Genomic DNA, 20,440 nt, shown 5'->3' on the forward strand with positions numbered 1-20,440 from the left:
TTCAATCATATATTTACCCAACGAGCGGTTCTGACGGATTCCAGAGCGGCCAGATTGACTCGCAGCGTCTGAATCGCCTCGTTGATCGAGCAGGCTGGGTCAACGTTTCCATCCAGTTGATTCAAAAAACCTTCGGCCTGACTCATAAACAAATCGTCACGTTCGATTTGAAATGTCTCCTCAACAGTCCATTCCGAACCCGGTTCTGTGCACGACAGCCACCGACAATGATGAGCTTCGTAACGGGCCGCGCCGTTTTCGCAGATCACCGTCAACGTCGATTCGTTAGGCGGCTGGTGCTGATTCAGACTGAAGGAACCGAGGACATCGCCGTGTCGAGTCATCATGTGAACTGTGTCTTCCACGTCGACTCCATCCAGAACACAGTGTTCCGCATCCGCGCTCAGACGGGTGATCGGCCCAACAATCCATTCTGCTGCGTTGACCATATGCGTCAACGCATCCTGAATCGCTCCACCGCCGGTTTCGTGTCGGGTGTAGTAGATTTCCCGATACGCCGGTCGATAATACGGAAAGTGCTGTCCGCCGACGAACACGATCTGCACGGGGCGTCCAAAACGTCCTTCATCCACGCTTTTCTTCAACGACTGAAGAGCAGGATGCTGGCGAAGCACATAGGCAACTGACACGGGAAGCTGTGCGGACGATATGGCCGCTTGTAACTGTTCGGTTCCCTGCGGCGAAGTACTGAGCGGCTTTTCGATGAGCATGCCGCAACCGGCGGCAGCCAAGTCCAGCGCCATTGGAATGTGCATATTGGCAGGCGTGCAGATGACGGCCGCGTCAAAAGCTGCGTTCTGTAACGTTTTGTCCAGAGATGAAAAACACTGATTCAGACCATAACGCTCCGAGACATCCTTGCGGAGATCTTCGCGCATTTCGCAAAGGGAAACACGGGCGCGACCTGTTTGCTGAAAACAGCGAACATGCCGTTCTCCGATAGATCCACCGCCAATGATCAAGATTTGTTTCATTAGATGTTGCTCAAAATTTTCCGTTGTTGTTATCTCAATTTATCATGACCAACACGGTTAGTCCACGCTGCCAGTAACGGCTGCGTTACTGTTCCGACTTTTCCTTCAACATTATCCACTCAACGTTGGTCAGCCAAACGGTTTGATGACTAAACACCTGCTTCGATTCAGTCATCCGAAGCCCACAGATGACGGCGTTGTTCGATATTGATATCTTCATATGCTGTTCGGGCATCATTTGCTCTGGGAGACAAGACTCGCGAATTTCCCGGTCCGCCCATAAAAGCCATCTGTGCCTCTGTTGCCTGTCGAGATTAATGATGTCGAACGAACAGATTTCTCTATCAGCCGAGTATTGTCGACAAAGACAGGCCCGCGTTTGCAAATTAATGGAGCAGCTGCCAGTCGATCGAGCTATCTTTGTGACGCATGAGAATATCCAATACCTCACTGGATTTCGCCCTCACCGGCTGATGCAGGCTGCTGTCTGCATCGAAGCGACCGGCGAATGCGTTCTTGCAGCTCCTAACGAGGAACCGGCTGATGCCAGCGTTGACCAATGTGTGACCTTCGAAGCTCAGTGGCACTGCACCCTGCGCCAGGAGCAGCAGCAGTCTGCTTTGACAGCTCTTGTAGAAGCATGTGGTCATCTGCAAAGTTCGATCGCAGTAGAGGGCTCCGTCACTGGTCTGCATCTGTCACCGACCACGCTAAATTCGGAGCACGTTATCGATCTTGAACCGGATCTTTGGCAGCTCAGGCGGAAGAAGGATCTGGATGAATTGCAAATGATTCGCCGAGCCATTGGCTGCACGGATGCGATGTATCACCGGGCTCGCGAGATCATCGAACCTGGAATTAATGAACTGGAGGTCTACAATCAACTGCATGCGGCGGCTGTTGAAGTGGCGGGAGAACCGCTAACTGCGCTAGGCAACGACTTTCAATGTGCCTCGCCCGGCGGACCCCCGCGCAATCGCGACGCACGGGACGGCGAACTCTTCATTCTGGATCTTGGTCCTGCATACCGAGGCTACTACGCCGACAACTGCCGAACCTTCTCGGTCAACAAAAGACCCATGGATAAACAGTACGAAGCCTGGGAAGCTATCGTCGCTGTCCTGGAGATGGTCGAACGAACGGTCAAACCGGGCGTGTCATGTCGTGAGCTGTTTACGCAGGCTCAGGCGATGCTGGATGAATTCCGACCAGGTGCCTTCTTTCATCATCTTGGTCACGGTTTCGGGCTGTTTCCTCACGAGGCACCGCACCTGAATCCAAAGTGGGACGATACGTTTGCAGAAGGCGATTGCTTTACCGCAGAACCTGGTCTCTACACCGATGAATTGAAGGCCGGCATCCGACTCGAACAGAACTATCTCGTCACCAGTGATGGTGTGGAACGACTCACAAACTTCCCGCTGGAACTGTAGCAGTCTGGAAATTTCTTTGGCGAACCGTAGGTGTGACGGCCTGTATATTCAATTTTAACAACAAGCCGCTCACACCTGCGGCTCGCCTTTATCCGACTCTTGTAGATCACTTCTTTCGTTCGATTCTTCCGCCAGAACAACACCGACTGAGTCACCCGCGCGAACGCGAGGAAATGTGCGCAGCATCAGTACTATTCCCGAATGCTGGCTTCTAACCACGTGTGTCTCATCGTTGCACAGGTCGATTACACTTCCAATCGGGGCGTCGGCGTCGATTTTGTCGCCAAGACTGACGGCGGGTTCGAAGAATCCATCCACTGGCGACGGATTGCAGATCTGCAGATGCCCAGAGTCTGGCTGCGGCTCTTCGACCAACTGTGGAACGGACAGATCCACAGACGGTCTGTCGATCATCTCAAGCAAACCCAGAACGTTCAAACACCCGTTAACGTAGGCAACAACTCCCGCTGGTGAACAGCTCGCCGCTCCGCCATGTTCGCAGTAAATGGCTGGAACATTGGCATCACGTGCGACAGATAACGAACGCCCTTCCAATTCCGGTGACGTTCCCCAGATCAGGGGAAGTTGAAAGGCTCGCGCCATACGTCTTTGATGTTCCAGAACCGCCGGATCGGAATGCAGTACGTAACCGGAAAGCGGCAGGATTGAGAATTCGGTTCCGCCGGTATGCAGATCAATGTAGAAGTCCGCGTTGCGGATCAATTGACTCAGATCGTGGGCGACCTGCTTGGTGACGCTGCCGTCCGGTCGACCGGGACACGTTCTCGCCAGGTCAAGGTTGTCGGCCGCGCATCGACTTCCGAGCAGAAACGCCTCTTCGTTGACACATGGCACGAGTGTCAAAGTGCCGCGCAGCAGCGTGACCTTGTCAGATGGCGGGGCCGATGCAGGGGCGTCAGGCGTTTGTGACACGCTGTTACTGGTCGCCAGCATTCCGGCCAGCCTGCGAATAGCCGCGATCGGCTCGAATTCGTCACCATGAACACCGCCGGTAATCAACAGGTGAGGACCTGATGCGGGGCCTCTGAATTGTTGTTGTCGAAATCTGAAGGACATTAAACGGAACGCTTTAACGGAGTTATTTTGTTGGTCTTACAGTGCTCATATCGGAAAGTCCATCATCAGATTACACTGTCCTTCTGATGTAATCCGCCTTAGAAGAACATAGGAAGGCGGCTGCTTTTCCGATGTTTTCAGGCAGCCCAATGCGTTTCATCGGCAATCGGGAATCCTCTCTGCAATCGTTTCTTCTCTGAAAATGAAGTGTTCGCCGGGCGTGTCGATCTAAGCGGTTTCAATCTCATTCACGTTGATGCTTTGCGTCGCCAATTCAAACGCGATCGAACGCATCATGAAGTTCAGCCTAGCCTTCGCGACACCGTAGGCAAAGCATTGCACCATCGGGCCTTCGACCTTACTGGATCTTCATTAGCGACTTTCGTGTTCGCACAAACAGTGCGCCATCTGCAATGGCGGGTGTGCCAAGGATTGAATCTCCCATGTCGTTGACTGCCAGCACCTCCAGTTCATTAGAATCTCGCAGCACGACGATTTTTCCGTTCTCACTGGCAACGTAGATCTTGCCGTCACCGCAAATCGGCGAAGCGAAATAGTCGCCTTCATTTCCAATTCGCACCGGCCCAAAGATCTTATCTCCATTGCCAGTATCAAAGCACGTTGCAATTCCGCCACACTTAACCAGCAGCATTCGGTTATCCAAGATGATCGGTGAAACAATGTGATCGGTGTGTTTGGTCGAATGCTTCCACAACACGTGCGTGTCTGTCACATCTCCACGACCGCCACCCCTCACGGCCAGAATGAACTCGGCAGCCGGATTCTTCGCGTCATAGCTTGCTCCAGCAAAGTTCTCACTGTGCAGGAAGGCGATATCCAGTTCGCGTCCCTCAAGATCCCCGTCACCGTCCAGGTCACCGCGACCAAAGGTTTTCTCAAAGAACTTTTCTGGCACGGTCCGATTTCCCACGAACGCCTGAATTTCCTCGCGTGTCAGTTTACCGTCGTTGTTACCCGTTTCGGCTCGGTCAACTGACGCCAGCCACTGATTGGCGATGCCACCGCTCTGCAGCGAAATGTAGATTACACCATCTTTGCAGACCGGCGTGGTCTTGATGTTCCTCAGGAGCGTCTTAGCCTGCCACAGCCGTTTGCCGTTTGTCGGATCATATCCCACCAGAATCCCGGTTCCGGCGACAACAATCTCGTCGCCTTCGTCAGTCTTGCAGATGACCGGATGAGAATAATTAACGGACATGTCATTGCGGTCGTCCTTCCATTTCAACTTCCCTGTGCGTTTGTCAAATGCATAGAATGCCGGGTTGAGATCGTCATCCTGACAAAATAGCAACAGGTCGCGGTACAGTACCGGCGACATGCCTGCTCCCCATTTAAAGACGAAGTAAGGAACCGGAAGCTCCTTTCTCCACACGTCTTTTCCGGTCATCGCATCGACGGTGATCATTCCGAGTGTGCCGAAGTAGAAATAGACGCGTTCGGCATCGGCGACCGGTGTCGTACTGGCGTGGCTGTTCGTCTTGTGTGTATCGCCGATATCACCGACCGGCCACGTGCGATGCCAGAGTTCGTCGCCAGTAGCGGCATCGAACGCGAACAGCCCCACGGTTTCATCGTCTACCATTGCTGACGTGAATACTCGGCCAGCCGCAACAACCGGACAGCCGATCCCATCACCGAGTTTTGCCGTCCACGTTACACCTTCCGTTTCAGAAAAGTCCACGGGAAGCGGAGCGGCCGCCGTCGAAATCCCGGTGCAGTTCGGCCCCCGAAATTGAGGCCAGTCTTCCGCAAATGCAGACGCCACTGCGGTTACACCAATGCAGAATACGATTATTCGGATCATTTTTTTGCTCCCAATCAAAACCAGCGAACGTGCTTCGTCTCCATGATGACGTGCACGAAGTGAAATTGGAAACGAACTTGTCTTTTGTTGGGGACAGCAACCGATTTCGGCGTGGTTCAATGGCGGATAAATTCTTCCAATTCGGCAAACAAGCGCGCCCGTTAGGAAGCGGACTACTCTGCTCTGCAGTCAGGTTAACATTCCGGAAGCTTCGATTGGCCAGACGTCCACGATCTGGCCGTTTTCGTGAACATGAAACTGACGGTAAAGATTGCACGTTGTGCACGCGTGGCTCGGGATCAGTTCCACCGTCTGTCCAATCATCCAGTCGGGCGCTTCGTTTACGACGCAGTGTTCCTCGGACTTGAAGAACGGAATCACCAGGTCCGGGTACCCTTTGATTTCAGGCAGACCAAATTCATTACCGGCTCCCTTCACCCCGACATCGAGGACGGCAGTGCCGGGCGACCGACGACTGATCACGCGAGTCAGAACGGACAACGCCTGTTGAAACTCAGGCGAAACCTTTCGATAGGCACAATCCATCGTCGCATAGGTCCCCGCCTGAATCTCATCGACGCCGGGCAGGTCAGAAATGAACTGGTATGTCGAACTGGAACCACCGCTGATCACGTTAACTGAAATCCCTGCTGCTTCGATCAACTGCCGCGTCTTAATCGCGCGATGCATAGCAGCGATCGTTCGCTCACGCCGCTCGTTGGCGTCCTGAATGTAAATCAGATGACCTTCAAAAGCCTGCAGACCGCCAAACAGGATGCCAGGGCTGTCTATAACATTTCGAGTCAGTTGTAGCGCAGGCTCCCCAAACGCGACCCCGCAGCGTCCCATCCCGATGTCCACTTCCACGAGAACACCAATCTGAACATCCGCTCGAACGGCGGCCTCTGAAATGGCCTGGATCTGGTCAACGTGATCGACCGCAAGGCTGAGTCGGGCACGACGTGCAACTTGTGTCAGTCGCTCCATCTTACTGCGACCTACGACCTGATTTGCGATCAGAATATTCTCGATTCCAGCTGCCGCCAAAATCTCCGCCTCTCCAAGCTTGGCACAGGTCATACCGACAGCGGAGCCTGCTTCCAGTTGAAGCCGTGCCAGCTGGGTGCATTTATGGTTCTTGAAATGTGGTCGGAGGTTTGCGGATCGGTCACGAAAATAGTCCGCCATCGTCGTGAGATTCTGGTTGAGAGCGGCCCGGTCCAAAAGTAGGGCTGGAGTGTCAAGCTCGTCGATCGGCAGGCCGATCAAATCATCAATGGGTCGAATCGCTGTCATGAAGAAATCTATTCTGAGGAAACCTGGTTCATTGAGGTGGAGCGTCTGGTCGATCATGCTACGCTGTTTCAGGTGGCGAATCAACGCGTCTGCGGAGTGAGTCGTTGCTGTGTATCTACCGGAGGTATTTCAGATTGATGTTCAGAGAGAAGAGGCGGACGATCACTGGTTACAGTCTGATCGCGACAGAAATGCCGACGGCCTGACCAGACCTACCGGGGATTTTGGTGTGAGAACGATCGAGTAAGGTTTAATCGAAGAACGATAAGGACAACGTATTGCATGAGTATTTTGAATCGATTTCGTCTCAATGGTCGCAGATTGTTAATTACCGGTGGCAGCCGCGGCCTTGGGAAAGAAATGGCCCTTGCCATCGCAGATGCCGGAGCAGACGTGGTGCTTGTCGGTCGTGATCCTGAGAGTCTGGAAGCAACTTCTGAAGAAATTCGCTCACTCGGTCGGATTGCGACGCCGATTCAGGCCAACGTAGGAGATCTCAATGCCTGCTCGCAGATGTGCGAGAAGGTTCTGAAGGATCACGGTCCCATCGACATCGTGATCAATAACGTCGGCGGTCGCCGCATTGATGTGCCACTTACTGAGCAATCGCTGGAACAGTGGCAGACGATCCTCGACCTCAACCTCAATAGTACTATACTCTGCACGCGTGAAATCGGAAAAGCCATGATCGAACGTGGCCAGGGTGGTCGGATTATCAACGTCGCGTCGGTTTCTGGAATGGTCGTGCACCGTTCAATTGGCGGCCGCAGCTACGAGACAGCCAAGGCAGCAGTCATTCAGTTCACACGAGCAGCGGCTGTCGACTGGGCACCGCACGGAATTACGGTCAACGCCATCTGCCCGGGCGGATTCATGACCGAGCCGAACGTTCGCTGGTGCGAACAGAATCCGGAAATCATCGACTCATTTCGTCGACAGATTCCCATGGGCGACTACGGCCAGCCGGAAGATCTTGGTCCTCTCGCAGTCTATCTCGCCAGTGATGCCGCCCGCTACATGACTGGTGCAACATTGGTCATCGATGGCGGTTTCACACTGACGTGAAGCGAGCGGTGAATTGCTTTCCCGACGCGATTGGAGGTCGCTGCCGGATGCGGATGCGGCCCGTGAAACGTCTGAGCTGCTATGAGGCGAAGTCCTAAGGTTCTATTTCTCGCTGCTGATTTTGTAACGTAAATATGATGTTGATCTTTCGACTTCTCAGCATTCTGCTGCAGTGAAGAATTCCCCGGCGCATCGAGCACATCCATCTATCTGACGTGTGTTCGCACAGGTTGCGTCTAGATCTCTATTTATGTACGATAATGAGCGAAACAAGACCTGCATCCTCGATTAAACAACTTTGCCTGATTTAGCAAACCCTTGAGTATGAGATGGGGAGAAACAATCTATCAGAGCCGGGTGTTGGTTGGCTGCGCTCGACCCCGACAACTTGGCGGGATGCGAAGGTCGAAACAAAGCATGGCGACCTACTAATTCTGGGCGATCTCGACGGCGTCGGCATCGTTCTTTCTGAAGTGGTCGACCAGGCCGTGCACCGCGTGAGTGAATAGGTCAACGAAGAAGATGAAGAAGATACTGTCCGAGACGGATTGGCCAAGGGAGTCCCTGTGGCCGAGGACTTCCGACGACACGGAATACTTTGACTCACTCATTTTCGTAGGATTCTGTTCATGACGATCTGGCGCTGGGCTGATCTGATCGAACACGTTCCGGAACGAGCAAGGTTGACTCTGGGCGAAGGTGACACTCCACTGATTCGTTCAAAACGCATAGGACGGGATTCGGGCCTCAGCAATCTGTACTTCAAGCTGGAATCCGGCAATGTGACCGGGTCTTACAAAGACCGATTCGCATTCGGTGCAATTTCGCACATGCTCGCTGCTGGACAGAGCAAGTGTATCGCCACATCAAGCGGCAACACGGGAGCCGCGCTGGCTGCCTATTGTGCGGCAGCCGGGATTCAATGCCGCATTGCTTTAGTGGAAGGCACTCCTCCGGGCAAGATGTCGCAGATGATGGCTTATGGTGCAAAGGTTGCCCGTATTCGAGGGTTTGGCACACATGCGGAGACCACGACCGACGTGTTTTGTCGCCTTAAACGGCTCGGCCAGCGCTCCGACTCGGCCTTGCAAATCAGTGCATTCGTCTACAGCCCGCTGGGAATGTCGGGCGTAAAGACGTTGTCGTTTGAACTGGCCGAACAACTTTCCGGTGAGATCGACCACGTCTTTTGCCCTGCCGGAGGCGGCGGAATGTGTGTTGCCGTCGCAAGAGGCTTGAAACTGATGTTTGACCGGGGACGGTTGGCAAAACTGCCCGCTGTCGAATGTGTTCAACCGGAAGGTAACGACACGATTGCTGGTCCGCTTCGAAATGGAGCCGACAAAGCCGTGGAAGTTGAATGCACGACGAAAGTCAGCGGACTTCAAGTGGCGAGCGTCGTCGATGGACACCTGGCAATTGAAGAATGTCGTGCCACTGGCGGATCGGGACACGTGGTTTCCGATGACTTTGTGTGGCAAATCCAGAAACGATTGGCTCGTGAAGAGGGAATCTTTAGTGAACCAGCTGGAGCTGTTGCTCTTGCCGGAGCACTGACAGCCGCTGCCAACGGAGAATTAAAGCCCGATGCAGTCATAGTCTGTTGCGTGACCGGCACGGGATTCAAAGATGCCATCGCCGTCGATCGAATGAACACGAATTTTGAGTGCCAGATGCTGGATGCCGATGCAATCGATGACTGGTAGATTTCTGAGGCGCCGTTAGAAAATGAGGATTGAGCAAGTGGGGTCCTTTCGATTACCGGGTATGTTGGCTCTGGCGATTTGCCTGGTTCCCACCACTGTGTTTGGCGAGGAAACAGGGCAAACTGCAGCTGCCAGTGGACTCACTGTGGCGGACTGGATCATCATTGCGATCTACGCCCTGGGTACGCTGGCTCTCGGTTGGCATCTTGGCCGCAAACAGGCGAACACCAAAGAGTATTTCACCGGTTCAGGTGGGATGAACAGCTTCCTGATCGGCGTTTCGCTGTTCGCCACGCTGCTAAGTACGATCTCCTACCTTTCGCTTCCTGGTGAGGCAATCGGCAAAGGGCCCGCATTCGTAGTCAACCTCATCGGATATCCCATCGTCTACGCGCTTGTGGCATACTGGCTGCTACCAGTCTACATGAAGCATCGCGTAACAAGTGCCTACGAGTTGCTGGAGCAAAATCTGGGACGCGGAACGCGGCTTCTGGGCGGAGCCATGTTCATCCTGCTTCGATTGGTGTGGATGTCGATCCTGATCTATTTTGCAGCCTCCGCTCTGGCGATCATATTTGGTGTCGACGAAACCTGGGAGCCATTGATTGTGCTTTTCGCGGGAACCATCGCGGTCGGTTACACGTCGTTGGGCGGGTTGCGGGCGGTCGTCATTACCGACGCGATCCAGACGGTGCTGCTCTACACCGGTGCGGTGCTCGTCATTGGAATGGTGACATGGCACATGGGCGGGTTCGGCTGGTTCCCGACACAGTGGCATCCGGAGTGGGATCGCCAGCCGGTCATGAGTTTCGATCCTGCGGTTCGGATGTCGCTGGTCGGCGTTTTACTTTCGATGATTGTCTGGATGGTGGCGACGTATGGCGGCGACCAAGTGTCAGTACAGCGATTCATGGCGACGAAGGATCTAAAAGCGGCGAGAAAATCGATTGGGGTCAACCTGATCGTCGGCACGATCGTGTCACTGACGCTCCTGCTCGCCGGTTTTGCGTTGCTGGGATTCTACGATGCGAATCCGAATGACTTGGGCGACAAACTCTCGCTCAAAGGCAATGCCGACAAAATCTTCCCGCACTTTATCGCGACAGGTCTGCCACCGATCGTTACAGGCTTGGTGGTGGCGGCGATTTGTGCCGCAGCGATGTCGAGCATTGATTCTGGGATCAATTCGATTACTGCCGTTGTTCTTTCGGACTTCTCCTCAACTACAAGAACGGGCAAAGAAACAGATGAGGATGAAGAACGTCGCCGCTTTCGTCGCGCGAGAATCCTGGCGGTTTTGATTGGGGCCATCATTATCGCTACGAGCACATTGGTTAAATTCGTGCCTGGAAACATCCTTGCCATTACCAACAAGACGGTTAATTTGCTTCCGCCGCACATTTTCGCGCTCTTTGTCTTCGCGTTGTTTGTCAGGAACGCCAGACAGCAGGGCGTTTGGCTGGGCTGCGCCGCAGGAACGATTGTGGCGGTGTTGATTGGCTTCTCTGGACCGATCTTCGGCTATCGTGCAGACACCGGCACCGATCCGGTGAGTTTCATCTGGATGGCGCCGGTCTCGCTCGTTGTGAATCTGGCCGTGGGCTGGCTCGCCTGTCGGCTCCTGCCGAATTGGGCCTGGCTCAAGTGGATCCCCGCAGCCGTAATGTCGGTTTTTGTCCTCGCATTGCTCACAATCTGGAAGCCGCATCAACACATCCAGCTTGATGATACCACGCACGCCAAGTGCATCAGAGTTTTGCGTGAAGGACTCCGTTCCGATGAATTCTGGCCTGCGATGCATGCTGCAGAGGGGCTTACTATCGGCGGACATGGTGCGGAGGTACGTGAATATCTCGAATCCATGCTGGCGGCTGACAACTGGGATGATCAACAGCTTTGCGGCCTGTCACGGGAACTCGTACGCGCGGGCGATCCAGCCAGAGAGCAGATTATGCTCGACATTCTGGCGGGCGAGGATGATTTCGGTCATATTCACGCAGTTGAAAGCCTTTTCAAAGTTGGCGGCCTGGCCGAACGTACGCAATTGGAGCGGGCGTTCCGGGAAGGGAAGACCCCGCCACTACGGCTGATGGCCGCCGCCGCTCTCGCCAAAGCGGGAGATGACGAGGCGATGTCGCTTTTACGCGAGAGCCTGACGTCGAACGACGAGGACACGTTTCGAATTGCAGCCTGGATTCTGGCTCGCGTCGGCGATAAGTCGGACATCGAGCCGATTCGCGCTCGGTTGTCAGACGCATCAACGCCGATGAACAAAGCCTTCCTCAACCATGCGTTGGCGGCGTTGGGGGACAAGGCTGGGCTGGACTTGTTGAGCAAAAATCTCGACTCCGACGATCCTGACATTCGCGCCCACGCAGCCACTTTTGCTGGAGACGCTCGCGCGGTTTCGCTCGCGCCGAAATTGATCAAGCAACTCAACGATCTCGACCTCGACGCTCGGATTCGCGCAGCGCAATCGCTGCTGGACCTGGCCAAGAAGGCCGATCATAAGAAGAACTGAATAGCGATTGGCGACTATTGATTTTTGATCTGTGATTTAAGAAGGCCGGACTTCGTTCGTCCTTTCCTTCATGAATTCGATTTCCCCAACAAGGACAAATACCCAAGTGAGAAAAAGTAAGACGCTGGCCAGGATTCGAAACGAAGAAGTCATTCGGACCTGCGTGTTGGGCCATTTTATCCCGGCCTATATCTGCCATGCGGCTCGCGTCGGCTACGATTGCATCTGGCTGGATCTCGAGCATCGGGCTTTGACGCTTCGAGAGACGCAGTACCTGCTGGCGATTTCACACCTATATGACATCGACATTATGCTTCGGCCGCCAACGCTTGAGAAAACCGGGCTGTACCGGTACCTCGAAGACGGCGCCGCGGGTCTGATGATTCCGTTCGTGTCGACGCCCAAGAAAGCGAAGGCGCTGGTCGATGCGGTAAAGTTTCCGCCGATCGGAGACCGGGGAATTGACAACGCGGGTCTCGACGCCGATTTCCACATTCACGATGCCGACGACTACGTGGCGTGGGCGAACCGGGAGACTTTTCTCTGCGTTCAGATCGAAACTCCCGAAGCCGTGCGAAACGTGGAAGAGATCGCCGCTGTGGAAGGCGTTGACATGCTGTTTTTAGGTCCGGGCGACCTGGGACTGCGGCTGAGACAGAGTGTTGAAATGTCACTCGATGAGGCCTGGGAGATCGTTGCCGCCGCTTGCAGAAAACACGGTGTCGCCTTTGGTGGGCCAACAATCGCCTTCGACGAAATGCAGTTGCGAAAGTCGCAGGGGGCTCAACTGCTTGTGAACAGCAGCGAGTTCCATAGCTGGTCATCCGCACTGCAGCAGGATATAGGACGCTACGATGAGCTTGTTTGAAATGATCCGACTCGACGGCAGAAAAGCCCTTGTGACCGGGGCTGGACAGGGCATCGGCAGGGCGTGTGCGCTCGAGCTGGCAAGATGTGGTGCCGATCTTGTTCTGAACGACCGCCCTGGTAGTGAGGAACTGCTGGAAACGGTGGAGGAAATTCGTTCGCTCGGGCGAGAGGGTTGGCCAGTGGAAGCGGACGTGTTTTCATCGGATGGCCCGGAATCGATCGTCCGGGATGCTATGGAGCGAGCAGGAGCGATCGATATCCTGATCAGCAATCCCGCGTACAGTGTGCGGTGCGGGTTTCTCGATTATCCGTTGGACGAACTCGATCGAACGATCGAGGGGACGTTCAAGTCAGGATTCCGCCTTTGTCAGGCGGCGGCCAGACAGATGGTAAACCGTGGACGCGGTGGAAAAATTCTGTTGATCAGCAGCGTCCAGGCTGAGATGCCGTTTGAGGGGTGTGCTCCGTATGGAGCTGCTAAGGCTGCACTGAATCATCTCACACACAGCATGTCTGTTGAGCTGGTCTCTCACCGTATCAACGTCAATGCCATCGAGCCTGGCTGGATCGACACGCCGAACGAACGCCGCATATTCTCAGATGCTGTCATCAATGCGGCGGGAACCGATCTGCCGTGGGGGCGTCTCGGCCTGCCGGAAGACATCGGCCGGGCTGCCGCGTTTCTGGTGTCGGACGCTGCTGAATATATCACCGGAGCCATCCTCCCAGTCGATGGTGGCTTCCGCTTCAAGGACATGCGGGCTAATACTCAACCAAAGGTGGTCGATCCCGAGTAACTGGACACCTTTGATATCGATGAAAGAGTTGCTTTGTGTGGCAATTGTGATTTTCCTATCACTGGGAAATCACACTCACTCCTTCTCACAGCAGGACGACCATACTATTTCTCGGTATTGATCAACATGCACGACAACTGACCGTCTCCTTAAGAGACCAGCAGGGCAACGTCCTGCTCGCTCGACAGGTCTCCACTCGGCCAGGCAAGATTCTACAATTCTTTGACCAACTCAAACAACGCCGTATTGAGCACAACGAATCGTTCATTGCTGTCCTCGAAGTCTGCGGATTCAACGACTGGCTGATTCCGCTCGCCTCAGTTGGAAAATTTGTCAATCTCCCTGAAGGATGTTTCGACACCCTTCAGAATCGAAATCATGGTTTGAGAATCTGGCCGTCAGCCCAAAGCTGCTTACGCAACTCTGTGTAGTCGACATCCTGGACAGAAGAACCATTCTCGATCGCAATGGCCGCGGCGGTTCCTGCGGATTGACCGAGCACCATGTAGACTGGTTCCATGCGAATTGAACCATACGCCGCGTGGGAGGCAGACAGACACACCGGCACCAGCAGATTCGTGCATTCATGCTTACGAGGGCGGAGTGACCGATAACTGATTGGGTAGTTGTATCGCTTTTTCCAAAACCCACCCTCTTCCCTAACCTTATCTTCAGCATCAACAAAGCGGCTTACCACGTGCGAGTCGAACCAATAGCTTCCCACGCCGACCGAGTCATCACAGGCACGCTTGCCAATGATATCCAACTCGATCATCACATAGTCGCTTTGCATGCGACGGGCTTCGCGAACGTAAATCTGATAAGGGAAGTTGTCTGTATCTGTGAACTCATCCTTCGGTAAACCATATTTCGCCATCTTATCGCGGAGGGGTTGGGGAACGCGCGGATCGTTCTGTAGGAACCACACTTTTCCCAACGCGTAATCCTTATGCATCTGCGCGATTTCGGCTCGCCGCTCATACCCGGCTTCCGGCCATTCGGTATTAGCTCCGACAAAATCGCAGTGATTGATGTCGATCTTCCGATTCGGCATCGGCGTTACGGTGATGATCCCTGAATTGATCCCCGCATGAGGATCGATCGCCAGAAGACGTGCATAATGCTCGAACCAAAGGGGGTTGTAGTTGGCTGGCTTAGTGATCCGCCGCATGTTTTCTTTCGCATCGGTAAGTGTCATGCGATAGCAGTACGCTTGAATTCGCCGATCGCCTTCCCCACGCTTTCCGGGCGTATCGGGCAGCAGATAGGGCAGGTAACCAGAATCGGGATCATTTTCGACGACGTACGGGCTAATAGACACGCCATCTTTTCCAACGACCGGTCCGGGTAGGATCCCGTTGAGCGTTTCGCCGTATTGACTGTTGGGCTCTCGCCCGACGAAGTAGGACACCCCCGCTTTGGCCATCAGGTCTCCCTCGTAGCTGGTGTCGATAAAGACACGACCACGAATTTCGCGTCCGCTCTCCATCCGGATCGAGTGGATTGATCCGTCGACCATCCGAACGGCATCGGCCAGATCCAGCCGCTCGTTGCGGATGACGACGACACCTGCCTCTTCAAGCATAGATTCGAATACCAATCGTGCGACGCTGGGCTCAAAGACCCACATCATCTTGAGATTTAGATTACGCCCCGTAAACACGCGATGTCTAATTGATTCGAAATAGGATTCGGGCTTGTCCCGGGGCCAGGCCGCCGGATCAGAATAATACTTGAAGATGCGTTGGTAAAACTCCCGCGAGATGCCTCCGACTGATTGGAACTCGGGGATGTCCGTAGCACCGAGTCCCGAGCCGGTCAGGCCACCCACTTTCCCGTGGGGGCTGATCAGTACGACTCTCTTTCCCATCCGCGCTGCCTGTACAGCAGCCACGACACCCGCAGAACTATCTCCGTAGACCACCACGTCGTACAGAGGGTCTTCTGAGAGCATACGGTGCAGGTAGGCTGGATAGGTTTGCTCGGTCGCTGTGCCTTGGCCTTTCATTTGACTACCGTGGGTCAGGCTATCTCCGAAGCAGGCGATCTCCTCTCCCATCTTGACCCGTCCACGGAGGCCTTGGGCGACCTCGTCTGCGAGAAACCGGTAGCCTTGTGCAGTCGGATGATTGCCATTACGAGTGCCACTGTTGGCGACGCAGAGATTGAGGCATTCACGGCGATCTGCCACCGCGTCCTCGATCGTGTCCCCTGGGCTTTCGGCCAAAAAACGTGCCCGCCAGTCAACCAGAATCGCCTCAGTCTGTCGGGCCACTTCACGGACGGCCTGGTCATATTCTGCCAAGTGTTCCTGCAGTCGCTCGCGTTGAGGATGCTGGGGATGACGCTCGGCTAAATAAGCCGGATCGATCGGCTGAATTGTGACCAGCAACACCGATTTGACATGGGACTTCCGTGCCAGTGTGACCATCGCTGTCAGATTCTTTTTAAACTCGGCTAAGCCCAACAGTTTCTTGGAGTTCAGCGCGTCGTTCATGCCAAAAAAGATCACCACGTGATCTGGTTGTTCAGACAGTACCCGAGGCAGTCGAGCCAAACCTTCGCGACTATTGGCTCCTGGTATACCCAGGTTATGCACCGTTGGGCCAGACGGTTCGCGGCATTCCGCACCGCTGGTGCATAAAAAGAACAGGAGCCCCATTACCAACACTTTCTCGAAGTGCAGTCGCTGCCACAATTTGCTCTTGGTTGACGGTTCGTTATTTCCAGATTGTGATTGCATTACTGAATTCCTCTCGATGATTCCGATCAAGATACTCAATCAGGCCGTTAAATGGTATGTCCGGGATCTCTACTGCCTTGGCGAGAATGGCGCAGTTGGGTCCCTGAGTGTTGCCGGATCAATCAGCATGTCACCTTCCTCGCAATGCTCGAGGAAACCATCCACATACACGGTATCTCCAATCTTGCAGCTCTCTGCCATGTCCTTGAACTTGCCGAGGTTGCATCGTATTCCGCCGGACAGGTGTATCCATGCTGAATCCGGATCGGTGACTTCAACCTTCTTCACCGTCCCCTGGACTGTTATCTTCTTACCAATGAACGCTTCTCCTTGTGACGCGAGAACCGCTTGATGAAACTGTGCCGCAGGCAGCTCATAGTCCATCTTCCAGCCTTTGACACATCCGATTCCGAGACCAGCGAGGAAAAGTGCCATCAACATCATGTAGGATCTTGTACTCATATTATTCCTTTTGCTCATGTGAGCAGCTACGCGGCAGCTTGGATTGTAACTGCAATGTTTGAGCTCTTCAGCATGCTCAGCGAGTGCTGCGATAAACTGCAGATCATCGAGCTTTTCATCCCCACCGATTCAAATGGGCATAAAAATCGTAGCCTATGCGTTCATATTTGAGTTGGTAATTCCCACCAGCTTTGTTAAATCCTTTCCATTGCATTTTGGAGCACACATCACTTTCGCTGTGCCAGAAGGTAGCTGATGGTCGTGTCTGACCATCAATGATTACTTATTGGATGAGGCTTGCCGCTCCGGCTTAATCTTTGCTGAGACTTGCACCAGTTCAGTTTCTCAACCACGATACTTGCTGATATCCTCCTTGATCAGCTCGTTTGAATTCAGAGGTCAGCCGTGCATCACCTGCTTAAATTGTGTTCTGTACTGTTCGTTGCTGGTGTCTGCCAAACTTCGGTGGCACAAAACAATTGGTCGGTATTGTCGGAGATAAAAATCGACGTGCCAGCTGATCGGCTGTTGGATGTCGCCCTCAAATCGGAAATCATACGAAAAGTCTCAATGCGGAATGAGGCATTTGAACAGATCAACAGTCGAGCCGCCTGTGAGAGCTGGCTGGAGGAACGCAGGACATTTTTTCTCAAACAGATCGGTGAGTTCCCGCTGCGAACATCATTGAATGCCTGCATTACCGGGAATCTGCAGGGCGACGGTTACCACGTAGAAAATGTTCTGTTTGAAAGTCGCCCGAAGCATCATGTGGCCGGGAATCTGTACCTACCAGAAACGCCGGGCCTGCGGTACCGGACGTTGAAAAGTTGGAGTTGCCAGCGGCGGGTTGTCGCCAAGGCCGAGCATCTCTCGAAAGGCGAGAACCCGCGGTTTGTGGTGACGAATCTGACAGAAGACCAGGCCGATGCCCGGACGCTGTATGAAGATCTGTATTGTCAGCGCGGCGAGATGGAAAACCGGATCAAGGAACAGCAGTTGTGTCTGTTCGCCGACCGGACGAGTTGTGCGACCATGCGGGCCAATCAACTGCGGTTGTGGTTTTCTTCGGTGGCCTATGTGCTGCTGGCGGCTCTGCGACGTCACGGCTTACAGGGAACCGATCACGCAAAGGCCCGCTGCGATACGATTCGCGTGAAGCTGCTCAAGATCGGGGCACAGGTGCGGGTGACGTGCCGGAAGGTGTGGCTGTCACTGTCGGAAGCATACCCGTATCGCGAGTTGTTCGGCCAGGTCTGGCAAAACCTGCAAGACCTCCCGCCGCGGCCTGTCCCTGGATGAGCCCAATCAGCTTCGAAAGAGTCCACCACAGCGCCCACCGCGCTCGCGGTACGCGCCGAACTGACAAAAACGGCCTGAAATCCGACCTGGCACCAAAAAAACACCTCTCGACACCCCCTCCACGCTCCCAATCCCCACCCACCAAACCAAATTCCCGCCCCGCAAGCCCCCGGGAGAAGAAATGAGAAACCGGGTGAGAAATGCGGGTTAGTGATAAAAAGGTTTGGTTTAGCAGCAAAGATTGGCTTCCCGTTCTCAAGTCGAGGATTTACGGATTATTAAATGAAGATCACTCTCTCGCACCGCAGCATTTATTTTTAATGAGCTCCCTTTTCGGTTCACAAAGACTCTTCATCCCCAAGCATGGATTCCGCGAACTTCCCATTCATGTGACAACATGGACTTTCACTGGCAGCAACACATTGTCTGTCGATGCAACAACCTTGGACATCAAAAAGGAGTTGATTTGGCGTAACCCAACCAGAAACAGACTGATCGCAGGACTGGCGAAGGCAATCACGGAATCGGACGATAAAGCACTCACGAAGAAATACAAAAGCATCGCGAAAGCACTGTACTCGAAACTTGGGCAAAGAGTGGCGATTCTGGTAGAGAATGTCGAACATGCCGCTCGTCTGCACAGTTGGTTGCCAGACTGGCCTATTGTTGCGGGCAAGGTTAGCAATACGGCAAAGCTGACTCCGAAAGTACTGGCCGCCATTGAAGCAGGTAAACAGACAACCGCCAGAAAGTTTGATGATATTATCGTCACAACTCAGGGATTCGCAGAGCTGGGGTCGATCGGGATTTTGATTCGCGCCGATGCAGGTACGGGATTACCACCTGTCTCCCCTGACTATTTAGTATCCGGAGATATGGTCCCAGCAAGTTTGACAATCATTGATGTGAATGACCGCCATCATCCCCACCTTCGCCAACATTCCAAGTGGCGGCGAATCTCGTACCAGAAACGGGGCTGGAAAGTTGATGGTTGCGATCGCCTGTCGAATCCTGTTGATTGCGCAGATTACACGCCAGAAGGTCTCCATCCAGGTCGGCGGCGAGTCACTTCGGGTTCACCCAACCTGTTATCACCTCAAGGGCGATCTTACTTGGGTTTAGTGCGTTATGGGATTCAGCAAGTTGCAACTCCAGGTTGTTCCAAGCCTGTTCCGTCAGAGTGAAGGAAAGTTCGTTATCTTTTATTTGCAGTCCGAAACCCAACAAGGTTGCTGTGTCCCTTTGCAAATCAAAGATTCCCCCTCCTTCACCCTTCAGTTCGAGTTTGGATTTACCCAGCAGATGCTGGACCTGTTGCCGAACTTGGTGGCCTTCGGGCACGTCTTGGCAAAGGTAAGCGAGATTATCCGCGTACCGAAACCAAAACGGAAAATGAGATGCCGAAGTGATCGGCAAGTCATGTACATAGTGTAACAATACATTAAGGGCTGTAGGAGAGTAGTTGTTACCCTGGTCGATGCCAATCGTTCTTGACTGGTCTGTATCTTGAGCCATCACGGCGATCAGTTTGATTACTGAATCGTTGATCTCAACCGATGATTTACCCCCCTGCTTTGCCAAATCCTTTTGAGCTTTTCGATGCGATTTAATCAGATCAGATACACGAATCCTGTCGAACGCATTGCGAACATCGTCGATGACTAAAACCGTACGTCCGGTTTCTTGAATCCTTCGTTTCATTTGCTCAAGCATTTGCAGCGTTCCACGTTCTTTTCGAAATCCCCATGAGCCATTCAAGAAGAGTTGGTTCATATGCGGTTCAAGTAAAGTGTATAGGGCTTTCGCGACAACACGATCACAGATCGATCGAATGCTTAAAATCCGCTTCTTCGATGTTCCAGGTTTGGGAATGGGAACTTTCCTGGCTTCGAGCGGACGATAACGAGATTTCAAAAGTGTTTTTGAAAGTGTGCGAAACACGTTCGCCCATTCGCCTGGTGACAAACTTGCAAACGATATTCCATCCTTTCCCGCTCCCCAGCCTCCCTCGCTTCGTAACTCTTTAAAGCACTGCAATAAAAACTCGTGATCGGCGATCAACTTCAGAGTGATCATACCTTTGGCTAGCAACTTCTGCCGTTTTCGTTTCTTGCGTCTTTGAGCGAAAGCCTCCTGACCAGTGCAAATCTCTCGGTCACCTTTTTGCCGTGGCAAATAGGAACGCATTTGGGATGGCCTTTGTGAATGACGGATCTGACGTCGCCAAAATCCTTCAAGTCGCTGCTCAATATGGTTTCCTGGAAGTTGATCAGGAACGTATTGATAAAGTGGTGGCTAAGGCTAAGGCGAAAGCGAAATGGGAGAAGATGACTGAGGATTAGAGCTCTTTA

Annotated in this window: 15 protein-coding genes and 1 pseudogene; 9 read left to right on the forward strand and 7 right to left on the reverse strand. The window is 53.5% G+C overall.

Translation table 11 applies throughout. From position 1 onward, the window contains the following. Positions 1-5 precede the first annotated feature (5 nt). Complete coding sequence (locus Pan54_RS07240) at positions 6-995, reverse strand: Gfo/Idh/MocA family protein (protein WP_146502853.1); 990 nt, start codon at positions 993-995, stop codon at positions 6-8. Positions 996-1,315: 320 nt separating this feature from the next. Between Pan54_RS07240 and Pan54_RS07245 the strand changes: the two genes are divergently transcribed. Continuing rightward, positions 1,316-2,428, forward strand: coding sequence for a M24 family metallopeptidase (locus Pan54_RS07245; protein ID WP_165441636.1), 1,113 nt, complete (start codon positions 1,316-1,318; stop codon positions 2,426-2,428). 69 nt (positions 2,429-2,497) lie between these two features. Here Pan54_RS07245 and Pan54_RS07250 read toward each other — a convergent pair whose 3' ends face one another. From Pan54_RS07250 to Pan54_RS07260, 3 genes are all read right to left on the reverse strand, one after another. After that, the gene (locus Pan54_RS07250; RefSeq protein WP_146502855.1) at positions 2,498-3,505 is read right to left on the reverse strand and encodes a succinylglutamate desuccinylase/aspartoacylase family protein; all 1,008 of its coding nucleotides are present in this window, start codon (positions 3,503-3,505) and stop codon (positions 2,498-2,500) included. Positions 3,506-3,863: 358 nt separating this feature from the next. Beyond that, positions 3,864-5,330 (reverse strand): outer membrane protein assembly factor BamB family protein, encoded by a 1,467-nt coding sequence (locus tag Pan54_RS07255; protein WP_146502856.1) that lies wholly within the window; start codon positions 5,328-5,330, stop codon positions 3,864-3,866. A gap of 189 nt (positions 5,331-5,519) precedes the next feature. Further along, the gene (locus Pan54_RS07260) at positions 5,520-6,626 is read right to left on the reverse strand and encodes a DSD1 family PLP-dependent enzyme (protein ID WP_146502857.1); all 1,107 of its coding nucleotides are present in this window, start codon (positions 6,624-6,626) and stop codon (positions 5,520-5,522) included. Positions 6,627-6,908: 282 nt separating this feature from the next. Here Pan54_RS07260 and Pan54_RS07265 point away from each other — a divergent pair, with 282 nt between their 5' ends. From Pan54_RS07265 to Pan54_RS07285, 5 genes are all read left to right on the forward strand, one after another. Then, positions 6,909-7,691 carry an SDR family NAD(P)-dependent oxidoreductase gene (locus tag Pan54_RS07265; RefSeq protein WP_146502858.1) on the forward strand — a complete coding sequence of 261 codons (783 nt, stop codon included), beginning with the start codon at positions 6,909-6,911 and terminating at the stop codon, positions 7,689-7,691. A gap of 629 nt (positions 7,692-8,320) precedes the next feature. Further along, on the forward strand, positions 8,321-9,397 hold the full coding sequence (locus Pan54_RS07270) for a pyridoxal-phosphate dependent enzyme (RefSeq protein ID WP_146502859.1): 1,077 nt from the start codon (positions 8,321-8,323) through the stop codon (positions 9,395-9,397). 61 nt (positions 9,398-9,458) lie between these two features. Then, positions 9,459-11,918 carry a sodium:solute symporter family transporter gene (locus tag Pan54_RS25760; RefSeq protein ID WP_165441637.1) on the forward strand — a complete coding sequence of 820 codons (2,460 nt, stop codon included), beginning with the start codon at positions 9,459-9,461 and terminating at the stop codon, positions 11,916-11,918. A gap of 106 nt (positions 11,919-12,024) precedes the next feature. Next, on the forward strand, positions 12,025-12,786 hold the full coding sequence (locus Pan54_RS07280) for an HpcH/HpaI aldolase family protein (protein ID WP_146502860.1): 762 nt from the start codon (positions 12,025-12,027) through the stop codon (positions 12,784-12,786). After that, positions 12,773-13,585, forward strand: coding sequence for an SDR family NAD(P)-dependent oxidoreductase (locus Pan54_RS07285; RefSeq protein WP_242631247.1), 813 nt, complete (start codon positions 12,773-12,775; stop codon positions 13,583-13,585). Before Pan54_RS07280 ends, Pan54_RS07285 begins: the two co-directional genes overlap by 14 nt. Before the next feature lie 376 nt (positions 13,586-13,961). Here Pan54_RS07285 and Pan54_RS07290 read toward each other — a convergent pair whose 3' ends face one another. Together Pan54_RS07290 and Pan54_RS07295 are read right to left on the reverse strand one after the other, a co-directional pair. Continuing rightward, entirely contained in the window at positions 13,962-16,184 is a 2,223-nt protein-coding gene (locus Pan54_RS07290) for an FAD-dependent oxidoreductase (protein WP_165441638.1), read from the reverse strand. Positions 16,185-16,397: 213 nt separating this feature from the next. Continuing rightward, the gene (locus tag Pan54_RS07295) at positions 16,398-16,790 is read right to left on the reverse strand and encodes a hypothetical protein (protein WP_146502862.1); all 393 of its coding nucleotides are present in this window, start codon (positions 16,788-16,790) and stop codon (positions 16,398-16,400) included. 810 nt (positions 16,791-17,600) lie between these two features. On the opposite strand from Pan54_RS07295, the pseudogene Pan54_RS26290 reads away from it, so the two are divergent. Then, positions 17,601-18,089, forward strand: a pseudogene (locus Pan54_RS26290) (transposase); the annotation flags it as partial. Between the two features lie 320 nt (positions 18,090-18,409). Further along, on the forward strand, positions 18,410-19,273 hold the full coding sequence (locus Pan54_RS07305; protein ID WP_146502864.1) for a hypothetical protein: 864 nt from the start codon (positions 18,410-18,412) through the stop codon (positions 19,271-19,273). Here the strand turns inward: Pan54_RS07305 and Pan54_RS07310 are convergent. Further along, a complete protein-coding gene (locus Pan54_RS07310) occupies positions 19,155-20,180 on the reverse strand; it encodes a reverse transcriptase domain-containing protein (RefSeq protein WP_165441639.1) in 1,026 nt (341 codons plus the stop codon). The two genes, Pan54_RS07305 and Pan54_RS07310, sit on opposite strands and share 119 nt — an antisense overlap. A gap of 110 nt (positions 20,181-20,290) precedes the next feature. Between Pan54_RS07310 and Pan54_RS25765 the strand changes: the two genes are divergently transcribed. Then, the gene (locus Pan54_RS25765) at positions 20,291-20,431 is read left to right on the forward strand and encodes a hypothetical protein (RefSeq protein ID WP_165441640.1); all 141 of its coding nucleotides are present in this window, start codon (positions 20,291-20,293) and stop codon (positions 20,429-20,431) included. Positions 20,432-20,440: the final 9 nt, after the last annotated feature.

It is taken from the genome of Rubinisphaera italica (assembly GCF_007859715.1).
In the GTDB taxonomy this organism is placed as follows: Bacteria; Planctomycetota; Planctomycetia; order Planctomycetales; family Planctomycetaceae; genus Rubinisphaera; species Rubinisphaera italica.